This window comes from Methanohalophilus portucalensis, assembly GCF_002761295.1.
Classification (GTDB): Archaea; Halobacteriota; Methanosarcinia; order Methanosarcinales; family Methanosarcinaceae; genus Methanohalophilus; species Methanohalophilus portucalensis.
In genome coordinates this window covers 623,309-638,064 of sequence record NZ_CP017881.1, presented here as the reverse complement: position 1 = coordinate 638,064, position 14,756 = coordinate 623,309, and the positions used below count along the sequence as shown (strand labels likewise).

At 42.3% G+C, this 14,756-nt stretch carries 15 protein-coding genes; 8 read left to right on the top strand and 7 right to left on the bottom strand.

What is annotated here, in order from left to right; translation table 11 throughout:
- Nucleotides 1–3: 3 nt before the first annotated feature.
- Genes BKM01_RS03425 through BKM01_RS03415 form a run of 3 tightly spaced genes read left to right on the top strand, consistent with a single transcriptional unit; the run spans nt 4 to nt 2,475 of the window.
- Nucleotides 4–393 (top strand): molybdopterin dinucleotide binding domain-containing protein, encoded by a 390-nt coding sequence (locus BKM01_RS03425; protein WP_072359900.1) that lies wholly within the window; start codon nt 4–6, stop codon nt 391–393.
- 1 nt (nt 394) lies between these two features.
- The gene (locus tag BKM01_RS03420) at nt 395–1,702 is read left to right on the top strand and encodes a formylmethanofuran dehydrogenase subunit B (protein ID WP_072360292.1); all 1,308 of its coding nucleotides are present in this window, start codon (nt 395–397) and stop codon (nt 1,700–1,702) included.
- Nucleotides 1,703–1,704: 2 nt separating this feature from the next.
- The gene (locus BKM01_RS03415; RefSeq protein ID WP_072359901.1) at nt 1,705–2,475 is read left to right on the top strand and encodes a formate dehydrogenase accessory sulfurtransferase FdhD; all 771 of its coding nucleotides are present in this window, start codon (nt 1,705–1,707) and stop codon (nt 2,473–2,475) included.
- A 3-nt stretch (nt 2,476–2,478) separates the two neighbouring features.
- Here BKM01_RS03415 and BKM01_RS03410 read toward each other — a convergent pair whose 3' ends face one another.
- Together BKM01_RS03410 and BKM01_RS03405 are read right to left on the bottom strand one after the other, a co-directional pair.
- Nucleotides 2,479–3,252, bottom strand: coding sequence for a Rossmann-like domain-containing protein (locus BKM01_RS03410; RefSeq protein ID WP_072359903.1), 774 nt, complete (start codon nt 3,250–3,252; stop codon nt 2,479–2,481).
- A 9-nt stretch (nt 3,253–3,261) separates the two neighbouring features.
- Nucleotides 3,262–4,053, bottom strand: coding sequence for a beta/alpha barrel domain-containing protein (locus BKM01_RS03405; RefSeq protein WP_072359905.1), 792 nt, complete (start codon nt 4,051–4,053; stop codon nt 3,262–3,264).
- Between the two features lie 302 nt (nt 4,054–4,355).
- Between BKM01_RS03405 and BKM01_RS03400 the strand changes: the two genes are divergently transcribed.
- Entirely contained in the window at nt 4,356–5,096 is a 741-nt protein-coding gene (locus BKM01_RS03400) for a Nif3-like dinuclear metal center hexameric protein (protein ID WP_072359907.1), read from the top strand.
- Between the two features lie 160 nt (nt 5,097–5,256).
- Here BKM01_RS03400 and BKM01_RS03395 read toward each other — a convergent pair whose 3' ends face one another.
- Entirely contained in the window at nt 5,257–5,784 is a 528-nt protein-coding gene (locus BKM01_RS03395; RefSeq protein WP_072360294.1) for a tRNA (cytidine(56)-2'-O)-methyltransferase, read from the bottom strand.
- A 42-nt stretch (nt 5,785–5,826) separates the two neighbouring features.
- Nucleotides 5,827–7,347, bottom strand: a complete 1,521-nt coding sequence (locus BKM01_RS03390; RefSeq protein WP_072359909.1) for an AMP phosphorylase — start codon at nt 7,345–7,347, stop codon at nt 5,827–5,829.
- A gap of 200 nt (nt 7,348–7,547) precedes the next feature.
- On the opposite strand from BKM01_RS03390, the gene minD reads away from it, so the two are divergent.
- From minD to BKM01_RS03370, 4 genes are read left to right on the top strand one after another with little or no spacing between them, the layout of a single operon-like run.
- The gene (gene minD / locus BKM01_RS03385) at nt 7,548–8,351 is read left to right on the top strand and encodes a cell division ATPase MinD (RefSeq protein WP_084006292.1); all 804 of its coding nucleotides are present in this window, start codon (nt 7,548–7,550) and stop codon (nt 8,349–8,351) included.
- Between the two features lie 16 nt (nt 8,352–8,367).
- The gene (locus BKM01_RS03380) at nt 8,368–10,326 is read left to right on the top strand and encodes a type II/IV secretion system ATPase subunit (RefSeq protein ID WP_072359913.1); all 1,959 of its coding nucleotides are present in this window, start codon (nt 8,368–8,370) and stop codon (nt 10,324–10,326) included.
- A complete protein-coding gene (locus BKM01_RS03375; RefSeq protein ID WP_072359915.1) occupies nt 10,319–11,242 on the top strand; it encodes a type II secretion system F family protein in 924 nt (307 codons plus the stop codon). The genes BKM01_RS03380 and BKM01_RS03375 overlap by 8 nt, the downstream gene beginning before the upstream one ends.
- A gap of 1 nt (nt 11,243) precedes the next feature.
- Entirely contained in the window at nt 11,244–12,227 is a 984-nt protein-coding gene (locus BKM01_RS03370; RefSeq protein WP_072359917.1) for a type II secretion system F family protein, read from the top strand.
- Here BKM01_RS03370 and BKM01_RS03365 read toward each other — a convergent pair.
- The 3 genes from BKM01_RS03365 to arsB form a co-directional block, all read right to left on the bottom strand.
- Entirely contained in the window at nt 12,220–12,795 is a 576-nt protein-coding gene (locus tag BKM01_RS03365; RefSeq protein ID WP_072359919.1) for a FumA C-terminus/TtdB family hydratase beta subunit, read from the bottom strand. The two genes, BKM01_RS03370 and BKM01_RS03365, sit on opposite strands and share 8 nt — an antisense overlap.
- Nucleotides 12,780–13,634, bottom strand: a complete 855-nt coding sequence (locus BKM01_RS03360) for a fumarate hydratase (protein WP_072359921.1) — start codon at nt 13,632–13,634, stop codon at nt 12,780–12,782. Before BKM01_RS03360 ends, BKM01_RS03365 begins: the two co-directional genes overlap by 16 nt.
- 64 nt (nt 13,635–13,698) lie before the next feature.
- The gene (arsB, locus tag BKM01_RS03355) at nt 13,699–14,754 is read right to left on the bottom strand and encodes an ACR3 family arsenite efflux transporter (protein WP_072359923.1); all 1,056 of its coding nucleotides are present in this window, start codon (nt 14,752–14,754) and stop codon (nt 13,699–13,701) included.
- Nucleotides 14,755–14,756: the final 2 nt, after the last annotated feature.

Below are 14,756 nucleotides of genomic sequence, written 5' to 3'. Positions count from 1 at the left end.
ATTATGAAAGCATTACTAAATACCGGAAGTACAATTTACGAAGGACAATTTGCCAAGGGTGGCGAAAAATATTCCGAAGGTTACATGAAGGAATGTGCCCTGTGCTGGATCTCTCCCTTGGATTTTGAAGAACTGGGTTGTCCTGAAAAGGTTAAAGTAACCAGCATGGATGGTAAACATACCGTAGCTGTATACACAAGATGCACTGACAGGGTAATGTGCGGTAACATATTCATGCCCCGTGCTATCTGGTCCAATGTGGTAATCGACCCACACACCTTCTCCACAGGATCACCGATTTACAAGGGAAGTCCTGTAGATATAGAGCCCACTGACGAGGAGGTTCTCACAGCCAAGGATATTGTATTGAAAGTATATGCAGGAGGTAAGTGAAATGTTCAAGAACATATTCTGTCCCGTCTGTGGTGCTTCTTGTGATGATGTACAGGTTGAACTGAAAGATAACAGCATCACTGTCAAGAACGCATGTAAGATGGGTAATGCAAAGTTCCAGGAAATAGTGAGTGATCACCGTATCAAAAAGCCCATGATCAAAAAGGATGGGGAATTCGTGGAAGTCAGCTGGGAGGAAGCCCTTACAAAGGCTGCAGAAATCCTCTCCGCTTCTAAAAAACCCATGCTCTTTATGGGAAGTGAAACCTCCTGTGAAGCACAGGAAGTAGGTCTGCATATAGGCGAATATCTTGGTGGAACAGTAGATTCCAATGCGACAATCTGTCACGGCCCAACTGTAATGGGTATCCAGGAAGCAGGATGTGCTGCAGCAACTGCGGGTACCAAAAAGAACCGCAGTGACGTAAACATCTACTGGGGTACCAACCCGCTGGAATCTATGCCCAGGCATATGTCCAAGTATGGTATTTTCCCCAGAGGTTACTGGACCAAGAGAGGACGTTTCGACAGGAAAGTTATTACTGTGGATCCAAGAAGGACACCGACCGCCGATGCTTCAGACCTTCATGTCCAGCTCAATCCCAACAGTGATTATGAATTGTTCAATGCTCTTTTGACAATCCTTAACGGAAAAGAGCCTCACCACTCTGTTGAAAAAGTCACCGGTGTACCAATTTCCATCATGGAGGAAATGGTGGACATGATTCTCGATGCCAACTTTGCCAGTTTCTCTGTTGGTCTGGGTGTCAGTTCATCATATGGTAAACACCGTAACATCGAAATGGCACTTAACGTCATAAAAGAGTTGAACAACAACCACGGAACGAAAGCCAGTATTGGTGCCCTTCGTGGTCACTGCAATGTTGCAGGATTCAATATGCTTGCATCCTATCTCTATGGGTATCCATTCGGTCTTGATTTCACACGCGGCTACCCCAGATACAACCCTGGTGAGACCACCTGTGTGGATATTCTCAGGGAAAAGGACACGGATGCGGCAATGGTTGTAGGTGCCGACCTTATAGCACATACTCCGGCAGACTGTGCATCTTATCTCACAGAAATTCCAATGGTATGCATAGACATTGCTCCAGGTCCAACACCAACTGCAGCTGATGTAATACTGCCTGGTGTAATTGATGCAATGGAATGTGACGGTACATTCTACAGGCTGGACAACGTGTCTGTCTATTTCAAACCCTTTACTTCCTCTCCCTTTGACTTCACAGAAAGCAATGAGGATACCCTCAAGCAGCTCTTTGCGAAGATAAAGGAAATGAAGAGTTAAGCATGAGTAAAGCAGACTGGCACTTCGATAAGAAACCGGATACAGAGATTACGTGGAAAGAGGAGGAGCGGGATACTACCGCTCCTTACATTCCCGTCCAGTGTATCGAAGTGAAAGGAGATGCTTCTCCAAAAAAAATCAATGTAGATGTTGTTATTGAGAAAATGTATGAGGTATTCCTCAATGGCAACTTCATATCTTCTTTTTTGGCAAGCCCCCGACAACTTAAGGAAATGGCTGCCGGCCACCTCCTATGTGAAGGCCACATTGCAAACGTTAACCAGATAACTTCTATCGTAATAGATAAAAATAAGTTGTTCTGCAAAACAAAACCATTATCCTTAGATAAGACCACTCCTAACCCTGAAATGAGGGTCAAAAGCAGTACCCTGTTCGATCTTATCGACCATATTTTTGAAAAGGGCAAAATCTGGAGGCGTACCGGTGGTGCCCATTCGACTGTAATCGCGACCTCTGAAGGAGAAATACTCACATTTTGTGAGGATGTCAGCCGGGCATCAGCAGTTGATAAAGCAATCGGCAAAGCTGCACTTGAAGGTGTCAAACTTAATGATTGCATAATGGCAACTTCTGGCAGGTTGTCCGTTACAATGGTGGGAAAAGGTGTCAATGCCAGAATTCCCCTTATGGTGAGTAAAGCTGCACCAATGGATCAGGGAATCAAACATGCCATGGAAAATAATATGACACTTGTGGGATTTGCACGCAGGCCCAATCTCTATATTTATTCTAATTCTGAGCGCTTAATCTGATATTTACTGCACAAAGGATATTTTTGTGCCACAGCTTTTGTGAATCTGTTTTGTCCCGCCAGCCTGGCTAACTATTCTTAGCATTGTTGGCGTATCATCGATTCTTGTACCCATTACAGCAGTAAATCCCTGTTCAAAGAAAAGGTCCGGATAAAGGGGCGTAGTAGGACCAAGCAGAATCGAGTTAGATGCCTGGCTTATTGATTCCATCAGAGGATCAAGGGAGTTGTTCAAAAGAGTGGTACCTGTGATAATAGCAACATCTGATGATGCTATTGTTTCTTTCAGCTCTTCCTCAGGTACAATGGTTATCCTTTCATCTTTTATTGGCCTTTTTTCCGCCACATAAAGGGTTGAGGCTTTTTTTAATATACCGGGAATCATGGGGGCAAAATGGCCCACCATTGCTACACTATCATTATTTTTTATAATATCCAATACACTGGTATCTGACGATTCGTAAGAAGAAATCTCTTCCCCGGTCTTTTTGATGAAAGCATTGAGTGCACTGGTCGCCGCTGTTCTTTTTAGGGAATTGGATGATTTACCCATCTCAAGAACCCGTGGCAAAGGATTATTATGAATTTTACCTGCGGATGGAAGGGTCTCACAGTGGGCTGATTGAGGAATCTGAGTTGCAGCAACACCGCCGTGGATACCAATTCTGGCACCACTGTAAACCACTCCCAGAGATATTTCATCTACAATGCTTTCAGGAAAAGTATCAGCATTTTCTTTAGCAAGCCTGTCAATCAATCTGGTTAGTGTATCATCCATCGGAACACCTTACATTCTTTCAATTCTGGTGGTCAGATCAAGAGGCTGAGCATAATAAGGTGCAGTGGAGACAATAATATCCACATAAGGAGCATATTGTGGAATCTCATCCGACTTAATACCACCCACAGCAATCTCAAGTCCCGGATTTATTGTTTTAAGTTTGTTAACAATAATAGCCATCTCTTCGGGAGAATAATGATCAAGTAACAGGACATCGGCAATTTCAGCGTATTTGAGTGCTTCATCATTATCACGTGGTTCTATTTCTATTTTTTTCACTGCCTTGAGATTCTCAAAAGAATCTGCTACATCCAGATGATTCTGTGTCACAAGAATGGAATCACTCAAAGAATTACGGTGGTGTGTTCCGCCAGCTACCTTTACTGCCTTTAATTCATATTTTCTGAATCCCGGATGGGTTTTGCGACTTGTGGCGATCATAATATCGGGATTTTCTTTTCTTGCAGCTTCTACGAAATTGTGAGTCCGCGTTGCAATCGCACATACTATTGAAAGGAAAGTCTGGGAGATACGCCAGAGTTTGAACAATTTTCTGAGGTTTCCTTGTGCAGAGAATATTACAGCTCCTCCTTCAAAATATTCACCGTTCTCAACTCTGTAGGTCACATCCAGTCCTTTACTTTTGTAGAATTGTTCCAGATCATCCGCACATGCTCCAATTCCCTCATCCCGTGACAGAATGTTCAGGGTACCTTCACCATTTATCTGAAGCAATTCTGTGGTTTCATCCCCGTAAGGACAGTCTTCCTGCAAGTAATGTTCAAAATACTCTATCATACTAAACCAACCTTTAATTTACGCCAGCATTTCAAATCCTAAGTGTATAGAAATTCCTGGACATCCCTCATTTTGCCTAGCGCATAGAATAACACTTTCCGAATAGACAGAAAGGTTTGGAGACTACCGATAAATGATGCATGTAACGATTTTTAAGAGAAGTAAAATCTATTCGGCCAGTGTTTTTTCCGACAGAGACAATCGGCTATTTCCTATGCGTTATGTACATGTGTACATATCAATAAAAAGCTATCGATTTAAAACCCGACAGTTTGATATTGGGACAAATTAATTTCAGAAATATGAACCTTTCAGAAATTGTAAGAAAATTGGAGGTAATTGCACCTCCAGAACTGGCAGAAGAATTTGATGAAGGCAGGATTGGATTGACGCTGGACCTGAAAAATGAAGTTCATCGAATAGCTGTGGCCCTGGATCCTACCGAATACACACTAAACCGGGCAGCAGATATCGGAGCAGACCTGCTAATTACACACCATACTTTATTATTCCATTCGATAAATTCAATATCCTGCAACCTGGCAAAACGCCTGAAGATCGCGCTGGATAACAATATTTCCCTCTATGCAATGCATACCAACTATGACCGCGCAGAAGGAGGAGTGAATGACATCCTTGCTGAAAAGCTGGGTCTTAAAAATATTGAGAAACTGGACATGGGATGTATAGGAGAAATGGATCCTGTCTCGAAGGATGTTTTCATCAATCACGTGTGCAAGTCCCTGAACACCCATGTACAATATGTCGGTGAAAAAGAAATAATTTCCAAAGTTATGGTCTTCGGTGGAAGTGGATTTAAAGGACCATTCCTTGATATCGCGAATTCAATGGATGTCGATGCCTATGTATCCTCCGAACTTAAACATGATGTGATCCGCAATTTTGCGGATATGCTGCTGGTGGATGCAACCCATTATGCCACCGAAAATCCTGCAATGCAAGCCCTTGCAACCCGTTTGGAAAATGACCTGGGTATCGACACCGAATTTATTGACCACAATCCCCTGATACGCACTTCCTGAGGTGAGAATATAGATTCAGATGAAATATCGGATGAAGAACTGGAAGACATGCTTGCAGAATCATCCAGAAAAAGGGATCGCAAACACCGGGGATTTGGTGGATACGAGCGCAATAAGATATACAGGGGTGTCGAGGTGAAGGACAAAAAGGAAGACTGAATCAGGAATTTTCGATTACTTTCTTCCCGCGATCCATTGGTACAACATGAAGTTGTGCATCTTTAAATTCATTCTTCAAGGGCTCATCTTCTGCAATCCTGTCCAGAGTAACGGCTACAGCGGCCACTTCTGAATGGGGCTGGTTACCCACAGCAACATTCCAGTCAGCCAGTTCATAGACCTCAAAAGGGACTTTTTCCGCCCCGACAACGATCATGAGTTTTTCACATTCCTGCATAGACGCAACGGCATCTGGAAGATTGATACCATACATTGAAAGATGGCAAACTTTCCCGCCTTCTGATTTCCATTTTTTAATCTCGGTCTTCCATTTTACATCATTACGGATATAAAATTCTCCTCCCCAGCGTTGGCACATCTGGGTCACGCTCCGGGTAATAGAGGGATCGTTACTTGCAAGGAGTATCCCTTCAGCACCGAAAGCCCTTGCTGTAAGAGCCACGTGGGTTGTGATACGTTTATCTCTTTGAGGCCTGTGTCCCAGACGCAGTATGACAATTCTTTTCATGGGCAAAAATAGGAAAAAGGGTATTAAAGCGTAATGGCCGCTTTACACTTCCTTAAAGGATTGTACTCGTTCAAGTAGCATACCTTCAACCACTATAGGGGAATCTCTTTGGGCATTCTGCAGAGCTGTTTCCAGTTTATTTTTCTTTTCTGCATGAATGGTAAGAACGGGTTCACCTTTTTTGACCGGTTCTCCCTGTTTCTTATGAATCAGCACACCCGCTCCCTTATCATTGGGTGCACCGGCAAGCCGTGCAATCTGCACCACTCTCTTATTCTTGAATTCAAGTACATATCCATTTGCAGGTGCGGTTATCTCAGCTGTATGCTCACCAGCAATAATATCCTTGTAAGTCACATCGGGATTGCCGCCCTGTACTTCTATTATTTCCCGGAATTTGGCAAGAGCTTTGCCATTTTTAAGGGTTTCCATGGCAAGTTCATTACCCTGGCCACGGGCAGCCACTCCACCCATCTCAAGCAGCATTCCTGCAAGAACCATACTTTTTTCGATCAGACTGTTAGGTCCTTCGCCTGTTTCCAGCACCTTGAGAGCCTCTCGTACTTCAAGTGCTGGTCCCACAGTTCGACCAATCGGAGAGGCACCATAGGTAAGTGCACAGTCCACATTCATCCCGAGGCGGTCACCCAGATTGATAAGATCACGAGCAAGTTTTCTACCTTCCTGCACGTTTACAATCTTGGTTCCGGGACCGGTGGGTATGTCAATAACCACGTTCTCAGCACCAACAGCTCCCTTTTTAGCCATTATTGATGCTAAGAGCTGACAGTGTGGATCAATGGAGAGAGGGTATTCTACTTTGATAAGCTTGTCATCTGCAGGGGCTATGTTGGTAGCACCACCCCATACCAGAACACCTCCAACCTTTTCTGTCATTTCCTTTACCTGGGAAGCGGAAAATTCAACCGGTGCAAGAATTTCCATGAGATCAGATGTCCCCCCTGCACCTGTAATTGCACGGGAACTTGTTTTTGGAATAAGTAGCCCGTTAGCGGCTACAATAGGTACTACCAGAAGAGAAATCTTATTACCCGGCACTCCTCCGATAGAATGCTTATCCATAATCGGACCCTTCGCAAATTCAAGTTTTTCTCCTGTATCTATCATTGCCCGGGTAAGCCATTCGGTTTCGTCATCCGTCATATCATTTATATAAGTGGATGTCAGGAAAGCAGCTAGTTCGATTTCACTCAAGTTCTCTTCCACAATATCTTTGACAAGGCCATATATCTCTTCCTGAACAAGTTTTTCCCCATCCATGTTTTTGCGGATCAATCGTGCAGATTTGGGTTTCTCTGCAGGTTCGACCTCTACAATTTCGGTCCACTCCCTCTGAAGCTGTTCTTTAACTTCGTGATACAGTCCGATCATTCCAGGAGATATCATATCTTCTGTAAAATCCACAATTGCTGTAACTGTAACATGTCCTGTTACACGAACCCGATCTCCTTCATAAACACCCAGTTCTTTAGCATCTATGGAATTAAGTATGATTTTGTATTTTCCGACTTTAATATCGATTGGCTGGACTTTAAGTTCCATTTTTACACCTTATATGAGTTTTGTACTATATTACATTGATAACTTATTTAAGTTTTCAAAAGGATTTGTTTAATCAAGTTATCTACTTTTCATTTATGCTTATTCAAAGGCAAATCTTAATGGAGTCGTATATCGAAAAAGCTATATAAACTTCTGCAGGAAAACAAATCTTAATATATAATAAATAAATATAATATTTATTGGGTAATAAAGTGGCTTCGATTTATACATTTGCCTCTGGAAAGGGGGGAACTGGAAAGACTACTGTTTCTGCCAATGTAGCCACAGCTCTTGCAGGGATGGGGAAAAGAGTGCTAATTATTGATACCGACCTTGGTATGGCAAATGTGGGATTGTTCTTCAGCTTAAATATAAACAAAACCCTGCATGATGTGCTTGCAGGAGATGTTGATGTAAGAGAGGCAATTTATGAGGGGCCCTACGGTGTTAAAATACTTCCTGCCGGATACACAATTAAAGGCTATCAGAAAGCTAATATCAAGATGCTTGAAACGGTGCTTGACCAGTTGAACAGGGAATTTGATTTTATAATAATGGACACACCATCCGGAATCAATCCAAATATAATAATCCCTCTCAAACTCTCACATTATGTTATGGTGATAATGAATCCGGAGATCACTTCAAAAACAGACTCCCTTAAAACGGCAACAATAGCCCGAGGTTATGATGTACCAATAAGCGGTGTTGTAGTTAACCGTATTGAAAATGGACTTAGTCAGAATTTGAGAGAGAAAATTAATGAATCGAGTGGGGTGGACATAATAGGGGAAATACCTGCTGATATTGCAATTCAAAAATCTCTTTCCCTGCAAAAACCCGTCGTTTGCAATTATCCAACATCAGCTGCATCATTGAGTTTGAAAAGAATAGCAGCCCAAATGGCAGGTATTGAAATTTCCCCGACATATCTGGATGAAACAGGTTCGCAGCCTAAAAAGGGTTTTTTCCAGAGAATTAAAGGTATATTTTTTGCTCAATAAATGAAGGTGTAACTATATGGCTTCCTCTTCAGAAGAACAAATACAGAGAATGGAAGAAAAAAGGGGCAGGGGGGACACAGAGGAGTCCGACAAAGAGAGGAATACAGACATTCATAAAAATGCGCCTGGGGGGGACGGCGACAATCCAGATGATTTCAATCTTGAAGAACAGATTGAAATGATGGACACTGTATTTTCAGATTTAGCTAATGAACCTAATGTCAATGAAGGGATTGACAAACTTGTTGAAAAAGAATTAATAAATCAGGAACTGCAACAGGGGAAGATACCAGAAGAAGTACAAACTGTCTGGGAAAAAGCCATCCGGGAAATTACAGAAGAACAAATGATGGTTGATGAAGAAAATATTGAAATACAAAAGTCTTCAATGTTGCAGAAAATAAAAGACATAATCACAAAACGTGAGATTGAATTCGAAAAATACGATATTGTAAAACATGGTCCTCTTGTAGACCTATCCGGCGAAGATAATCCTGGTGTACGTGAAATTGAACTTTATCCCATAAATCCTCCCTATTCCTACATTCGCATCCTTTATGACATGGAAATACATGAATATCAGTACAAGGTCATTGAACCTGAGCTAACTGATATGGAAAAAAAGTTGCTCGAAGATATTAAATCGCGTCTGATAGAGACTCTGGATATTGATCTGAAGGAGACCGAAAAATCAGATGCAAAAGATGTACTCAGGTCCAGGTTTACCGAATTCCTGAAAGATTACAGGATTGACCTGTCCCCGGCAAACAGAGAAAAACTTACCTATTATATCCAGCGGGATTTCCTGGGTTATGGGGATATTGATGCGGTGATGCGCGATTCGGATATTGAAGATATTTCCTGTGACGGACCTGTTACCCCAATCTATGTCTATCACAAAAAGTATGAATCAATTCCTTCGAGTATAACTTTTGACCTGGATGAGAAACTCGATTCTTTTGTAATCAGAATGGCTCAGATATGTGGAAAGCACATCTCTATTGCAAACCCTTTGCTTGATGCAACAATGCCGGATGGGTCCAGAATACAGCTGACCCTTGGAAGGGAAGTAACAACCTATGGAAGCACTTTTACGATTCGCCGTTTTAATGAAAATCCAATAACCCCACCTCAATTAATTGGTTTTCATACTTATTCCACAGCAATGATGGCCTATCTCTGGCTTGCTGTTGAATCAAACAAAAGTATCATATTTGCTGGTGGAACAGCATCAGGTAAAACAACTTCCATGAATGCAATTTCCATGTTCATCCAGCCCGAAATGAAATTGGTTTCGATTGAAGACACCAGGGAACTCAATCTTGCTCATCCCAACTGGATACCGGGCGTAACAAGACAGGCTTTTGCAGGAGAAGAAAGAGGATCCATAGGTATGTATGAGCTCCTGAGAGCATCCCTGCGACAGCGCCCGGAATACATTCTTGTAGGAGAAGTAAGAGGAGCTGAAGCATATGTACTGTTTCAGGCAATGTCTACAGGCCACACCACATTTTCCACCATACATGCAGATTCCGTACAATCAATCGTCCATCGCCTTGAAAATCCTCCCATCAATGTACCCAGAATTATGATACAGGCGCTTGACGTTGTTTGTGTGCAGGCACAGGTCAAAGTTGGTGAAGATCGAGTTAGGAGATGCAAGTCCATTACGGAAATCGTTGGAGTAGATCCGCGAACCGGCGAACTGCTTACAAATGAAGTGTTCTTGTGGGGGGCGGGGAAAGACTCCTTCCAGTACTCAGGAAGGTCCTATGTAATTGAAAGTCTGATGCAGGATCGTGGATGGGATGATGCAACTGTCAGGAAGGAATTGCAACAACGCCAGGAAGTTATAGAATGGGCTTTACAGAAAGGAATTAGCAATTATAAGGATTTTTCGAAGATAATTGTTGCCTATAAGAGAGAACCTGAAACAATAATTAAACTGGTAAAGCAGGAAATGCAAGATGAGTAAACGATACTTCAGCTATGCATATACCCTTTTCGGGGACCTTTTTGCAAAAAAGAGACTCAAATACCACCGTCTCCGCCACAACCTGCTGAAAAGCAGGATGAACATAGGTTATGATATGTATTTATCCGGAGCAATGCTTTCTGCTATAATAGGAAGCATACTGGTATTTTTATTCTTTAATGTATTAATTTTCATTACGGGTATACCGGAAATTCCGGGCACACGTTTATACCTGCCTTACTGGTTTGCCCCCATTGTTCCATATAAAGCCCTTATCGTGCAGGTATCCGGAAGTATAGCAATTCTACTATTATCTTTTGTATCCATATTTAAAGGATTTATTCTCTATCCAGCTTTGATTGCAGGAGACAGAAAACGCAACATCGAACAAATACTGCCCTATGCTATAAATTATATGTCTGCAATGTCAGGAGCTGGAGTGCTTCCTGTAGAACTTTTTAAGTCTCTGGCCAAGAATTCCATCTACGGGGAAGTTGCGGTTGAAGTACGCTATCTGGTAAGGGACATGGAAGTGCTGGGAAAGGATCTGGTAACAGCCATGAAGAACATTTCACTCACCACTCCATCACCTATGCTTCAGGAATTCTTGCAGGGAGCAATTACAGTTGTTACATCCGGGGGCGAGCTGGAACCTTATTTTAAAATAAAGACCGATCAGTACATAGTGGAAAACAGGCAGAGGCAAAAGGAATTTCTTGAAACACTGGGGCTTCTCGGTGAAACTTATGTTACTGCCTTTGTAGCAGGGCCGCTTTTCCTTATAATAGTCATATCGATCATGTCTATAATGGGTGGGGCAAATATGCTGTTTCTCTATATTCTTGTGTATGCCATAGTGCCTGTAGGAAGTATTTTATTTGTGATCCTTATCAGTAGTTTGACTCCGGAGGAGTAAAATGAAGTTTATTGGCAACGATCCGGTAGAAAGGAATGAACCTTTAAGCGAGGAAAAACTTCAGGAGCTTGAAGATCTCACGATAAAAGAAAAACTGGAAAAAGCCAGAGAATATGTGCTCATAAAGGAATTTGCTAAAAAGCCAAAGGAATTTTTATTTAGAAACCCCCCCTATTCTATAGTATTTAGCGGACCACTTTCATTGATCTTTCTGATAATAGGACTGAAGTTGACATGGGGTACACCATTTATAGATGATGTGATAATATTTTCAGTTCTAATTTCAATTTCATTTCCTTCATACACTTTCTTCAAAAAAAGGCGTTTTATAAATCAGGTAGAGGAATACATACCAAATTTCCTCAGGGACATGGCAGAGATGAGCCGTGCCGGACTTACATTGCCTGCAGCAGTCAATACATTGACAAAAGCTGACTATGGAGTACTGACAGAAGAAGTTAAAAAAATGGATGCTTCCCTTTCCTGGGGCATTTCTTTTGAGGTTACGCTGGAAAATTTTGCCCAACGTCTGAATACACCCCTTATTTCAAGGTCTGTAGCTTTAATTACACAGGCAAACAGGGCCGGCGGAAGAACTTCATCCGTACTTGATGCAGCTGCCAGGGATGCAAATGAGATCAAAACCTTGCAGAGGGAAAGAAAGGGAAACATGGTGGTTTATGTTGTGATTAGTTACATGTCATTCCTTGTTTTCCTCTTCGTGGTTCTTATGCTAACCTCTAAATTCGTACCAACCATGGCAGAAGCCGGGAATGCAGCAGCATCTGCAGGTGCAGGAAGTCAATTCATAGGTGCTTTTGATCCGGATCATTTCACCCGTATATTATTCCACGCTTCTGTGATCCAGGGGTTTGTTACAGGAATCGTAGCAGGCCAGATGGGGGAAGGACAGGTGTCAGCAGGCTTAAAGCACTCCTTATTGCTGACCATCATAGCCTGGGCCACTTTCACCTTCCTTATCTAAGATTCTTTTCGAGATTTTCGTTTACCTTTTCCCTGATATTCCAGAAAAGGTCTTCTCCCCCAGTATCTATTCCCACAATCAAGGGGCCGAATTCATCCATTTCAAGTACCCATACTGCTTCTGGCATACCCAGATCAAGCCAGTGGACACCACAAACCTTTGTTATGGAATTGACCGCCAATGCAGCACAACCTCCAGTATAGGCAAGATAGACACATTTTCCTTTCATTGAATCGGCTACATTGTCCATTCCGCCCTTACCTATCAACATTCTCACATTGTGTTTTTCCAGAAGTTGAGGAGTCATTGCAGACATACGTGCACTGGTGGTCGGACCGGCTGCCACCGGTTGCCATATTCCAGGTTCCTTTTCCTGCATAAGAGGACCGCAATGATAGATAGCTGCTCCTTCCAGATCAATGGGCATATTTTCCAGGGGGGTTTCCAGGATACGTGAATGAGCCTCATCCCGGGCTGTGAAAACATTGCCTGATATGTAAACTACATCACCAATGCGCAGGGATTCTATGTCCTCGATGGTGAGAGGGGTTTTCAGATGATATTCCATTTGCCGTCACCTCCAACAACAGCTGTAGCATGCCTGTTGGCCCAGCACTGGATGTTGATAGCCACGGGCAGGGAAGCTGTGTGGCAGTGAGCAGTCCTGATATGTACCGCCAGAGCCGTCGTATCGCCACCTGTACCCATGGGACCAACTCCCAGGGAATTGACTTTTTTCAGCAGAGCATGTTCTTTTTCATCCATGTAATTTACCTGCTCCAGCAAAGCACTCTTGGCAAGCAGGGCGGCTTTGTCAAATGATCCACCAACACCAATACCCAGTATCACAGGCGGGCAGGGCTTTCCCCCGGCATTCCTGACAGTTTCAAGGACAAGACGGTCGACTGAATCACCTTCTGTGGGGTTAAGCATTTTCAGTATGCTCATATTTTCCGAGCCTGCACCTTTGGGAACGGCTGTGATCCTCAATTCTTCTGAATCATTAAAATAATATTTTATATCCGGCAAACCATCTCCGGTATTATCCCCACTATTAATGCGTGTCAGAGGATGTACGGCATTGGGTCGCAGAGGTACGGCAGATGTGGCTTTCCTGACACCCTCAATAAGAGCTTGTTCAATATCGGGAAGGGGTGAGATTTTGCGGCCGATTTCCACAAAAAGGATGATAATTCCGGTATCCTGACATATGGGCACAGAATGCCTGCGAGCAATCCCTGTATTTTTCAGTATTGCCTGCAAATGAGAGCGTGCAATCTCACTGCTCTCCTTCTGTTCAGCTTTTTCCAGACAAGTAACCACATCATCCGGCAATTCAGTCTCTGCCCTTTGTATGGCTGAGATCGTTGCTTCCACAATATATTCGTGTTTAATTCCTGATTCCAAGAAAGATCACCTGTGTTATAAAAAAAGAAGATGAATATGCATCTTATAATTTTCATACCAACTGTCACATTCCTTCTTCAAACTGGAATTTGTGCCTGTTCATTTTCATTATCTTTACAAGTGATAACATTACAGGTACTTCGACCAGTACACCTACTACAGTTGCCAGTGTGGCTCCTGAAGTTGCACCAAACAGTATTAATGTGGTGGCTACTGCCAGTTCAAAGAAGTTACTTGGTGCAATAAATGTAGAAGGTGCAGCTTCATAGAAGGGGATTTTCAGCTTTTTTGCACCATAATAGCTTATTGCAAATATAAAATATGTTTGCACTATGATAGGTATAGCAATCAAGACAATATGGAGGGGATATTTGATTATCATTTCACCCTGAAGAGTAAAAATCAAGACCAGGGTTATAAGGAGTCCCGCGGGTGTAATCCATTCTATTTTATTGATTAGATTATTTTCAAACCAGCTTAGGCCTTTGCTTTTAATGACATAATGCCTGGTTAACATTGCAAGGACAAGAGGGAGCGCTACATAGAATAATACAGAATAGAATATGGTTAGTACAGGTATTGGGAAGTCAGTGGTCTGCCCAACAAGAAACGCTCCCAGGGGAGCAAACAATATCAATATAATCAGGTCATTTACAGAAACCTGTACAAGAGCATAATTGATATTACCGTTTGCTAAATATGTCCAGACCAGTACCATTGCGGTACAGGGTGCAAGTCCCAGTATAATCAAGCCCGCAATATATTCCGCTTGAAGATTAAGTGGTATAAGGCCAGAGAAAAATATACTGATAAATATCCAGGAAATTATGGTCATTGTAAATGGTTTGATTGCCCAGTTTACAAAAACGGTCAGATAAAGAGGTTTTTTATTTTCTTTTACTTTTAGTATTTCTTCAAAACTTATTTTTAACATTATGGGATACATCATGACCAAAAGGACGATTGCAATTGGAATAGACACATTTGCAATTTCATATTGACCAATTGCATCTGCAAATTTGGGGAACAGGGAACCTATTGCAGTACCCAGTACAATACAGATGGCTACCCATATGGACAAATACTTGCTGAAAAAATCAAGTTCTCTTTCTTCTTCCATTG

What these genes read in the sequence shown, in the direction of transcription:
- BKM01_RS03380 (WP_072359913.1), top strand. Translation starts at nt 8,368, where the DNA reads ATGGCTTCCTCTTCAGAAGAACAAATACAGAGAATGGAAGAAAAAAGG.
- BKM01_RS03400 (WP_072359907.1), top strand. Translation starts at nt 4,356, where the DNA reads ATGAACCTTTCAGAAATTGTAAGAAAATTGGAGGTAATTGCACCTCCA.
- BKM01_RS03365 (WP_072359919.1), bottom strand. Translation starts at nt 12,795, where the DNA reads ATGGAATATCATCTGAAAACCCCTCTCACCATCGAGGACATAGAATCC.
- BKM01_RS03390 (WP_072359909.1), bottom strand. Translation starts at nt 7,347, where the DNA reads ATGGAACTTAAAGTCCAGCCAATCGATATTAAAGTCGGAAAATACAAA.
- BKM01_RS03405 (WP_072359905.1), bottom strand. Translation starts at nt 4,053, where the DNA reads ATGATAGAGTATTTTGAACATTACTTGCAGGAAGACTGTCCTTACGGG.
- BKM01_RS03395 (WP_072360294.1), bottom strand. Translation starts at nt 5,784, where the DNA reads ATGAAAAGAATTGTCATACTGCGTCTGGGACACAGGCCTCAAAGAGAT.
- BKM01_RS03370 (WP_072359917.1), top strand. Translation starts at nt 11,244, where the DNA reads ATGAAGTTTATTGGCAACGATCCGGTAGAAAGGAATGAACCTTTAAGC.
- arsB (WP_072359923.1), bottom strand. Translation starts at nt 14,754, where the DNA reads ATGGAAGAAGAAAGAGAACTTGATTTTTTCAGCAAGTATTTGTCCATA.
- BKM01_RS03375 (WP_072359915.1), top strand. Translation starts at nt 10,319, where the DNA reads ATGAGTAAACGATACTTCAGCTATGCATATACCCTTTTCGGGGACCTT.
- BKM01_RS03410 (WP_072359903.1), bottom strand. Translation starts at nt 3,252, where the DNA reads ATGGATGATACACTAACCAGATTGATTGACAGGCTTGCTAAAGAAAAT.
- BKM01_RS03420 (WP_072360292.1), top strand. Translation starts at nt 395, where the DNA reads ATGTTCAAGAACATATTCTGTCCCGTCTGTGGTGCTTCTTGTGATGAT.
- BKM01_RS03425 (WP_072359900.1), top strand. Translation starts at nt 4, where the DNA reads ATGAAAGCATTACTAAATACCGGAAGTACAATTTACGAAGGACAATTT.
- BKM01_RS03415 (WP_072359901.1), top strand. Translation starts at nt 1,705, where the DNA reads ATGAGTAAAGCAGACTGGCACTTCGATAAGAAACCGGATACAGAGATT.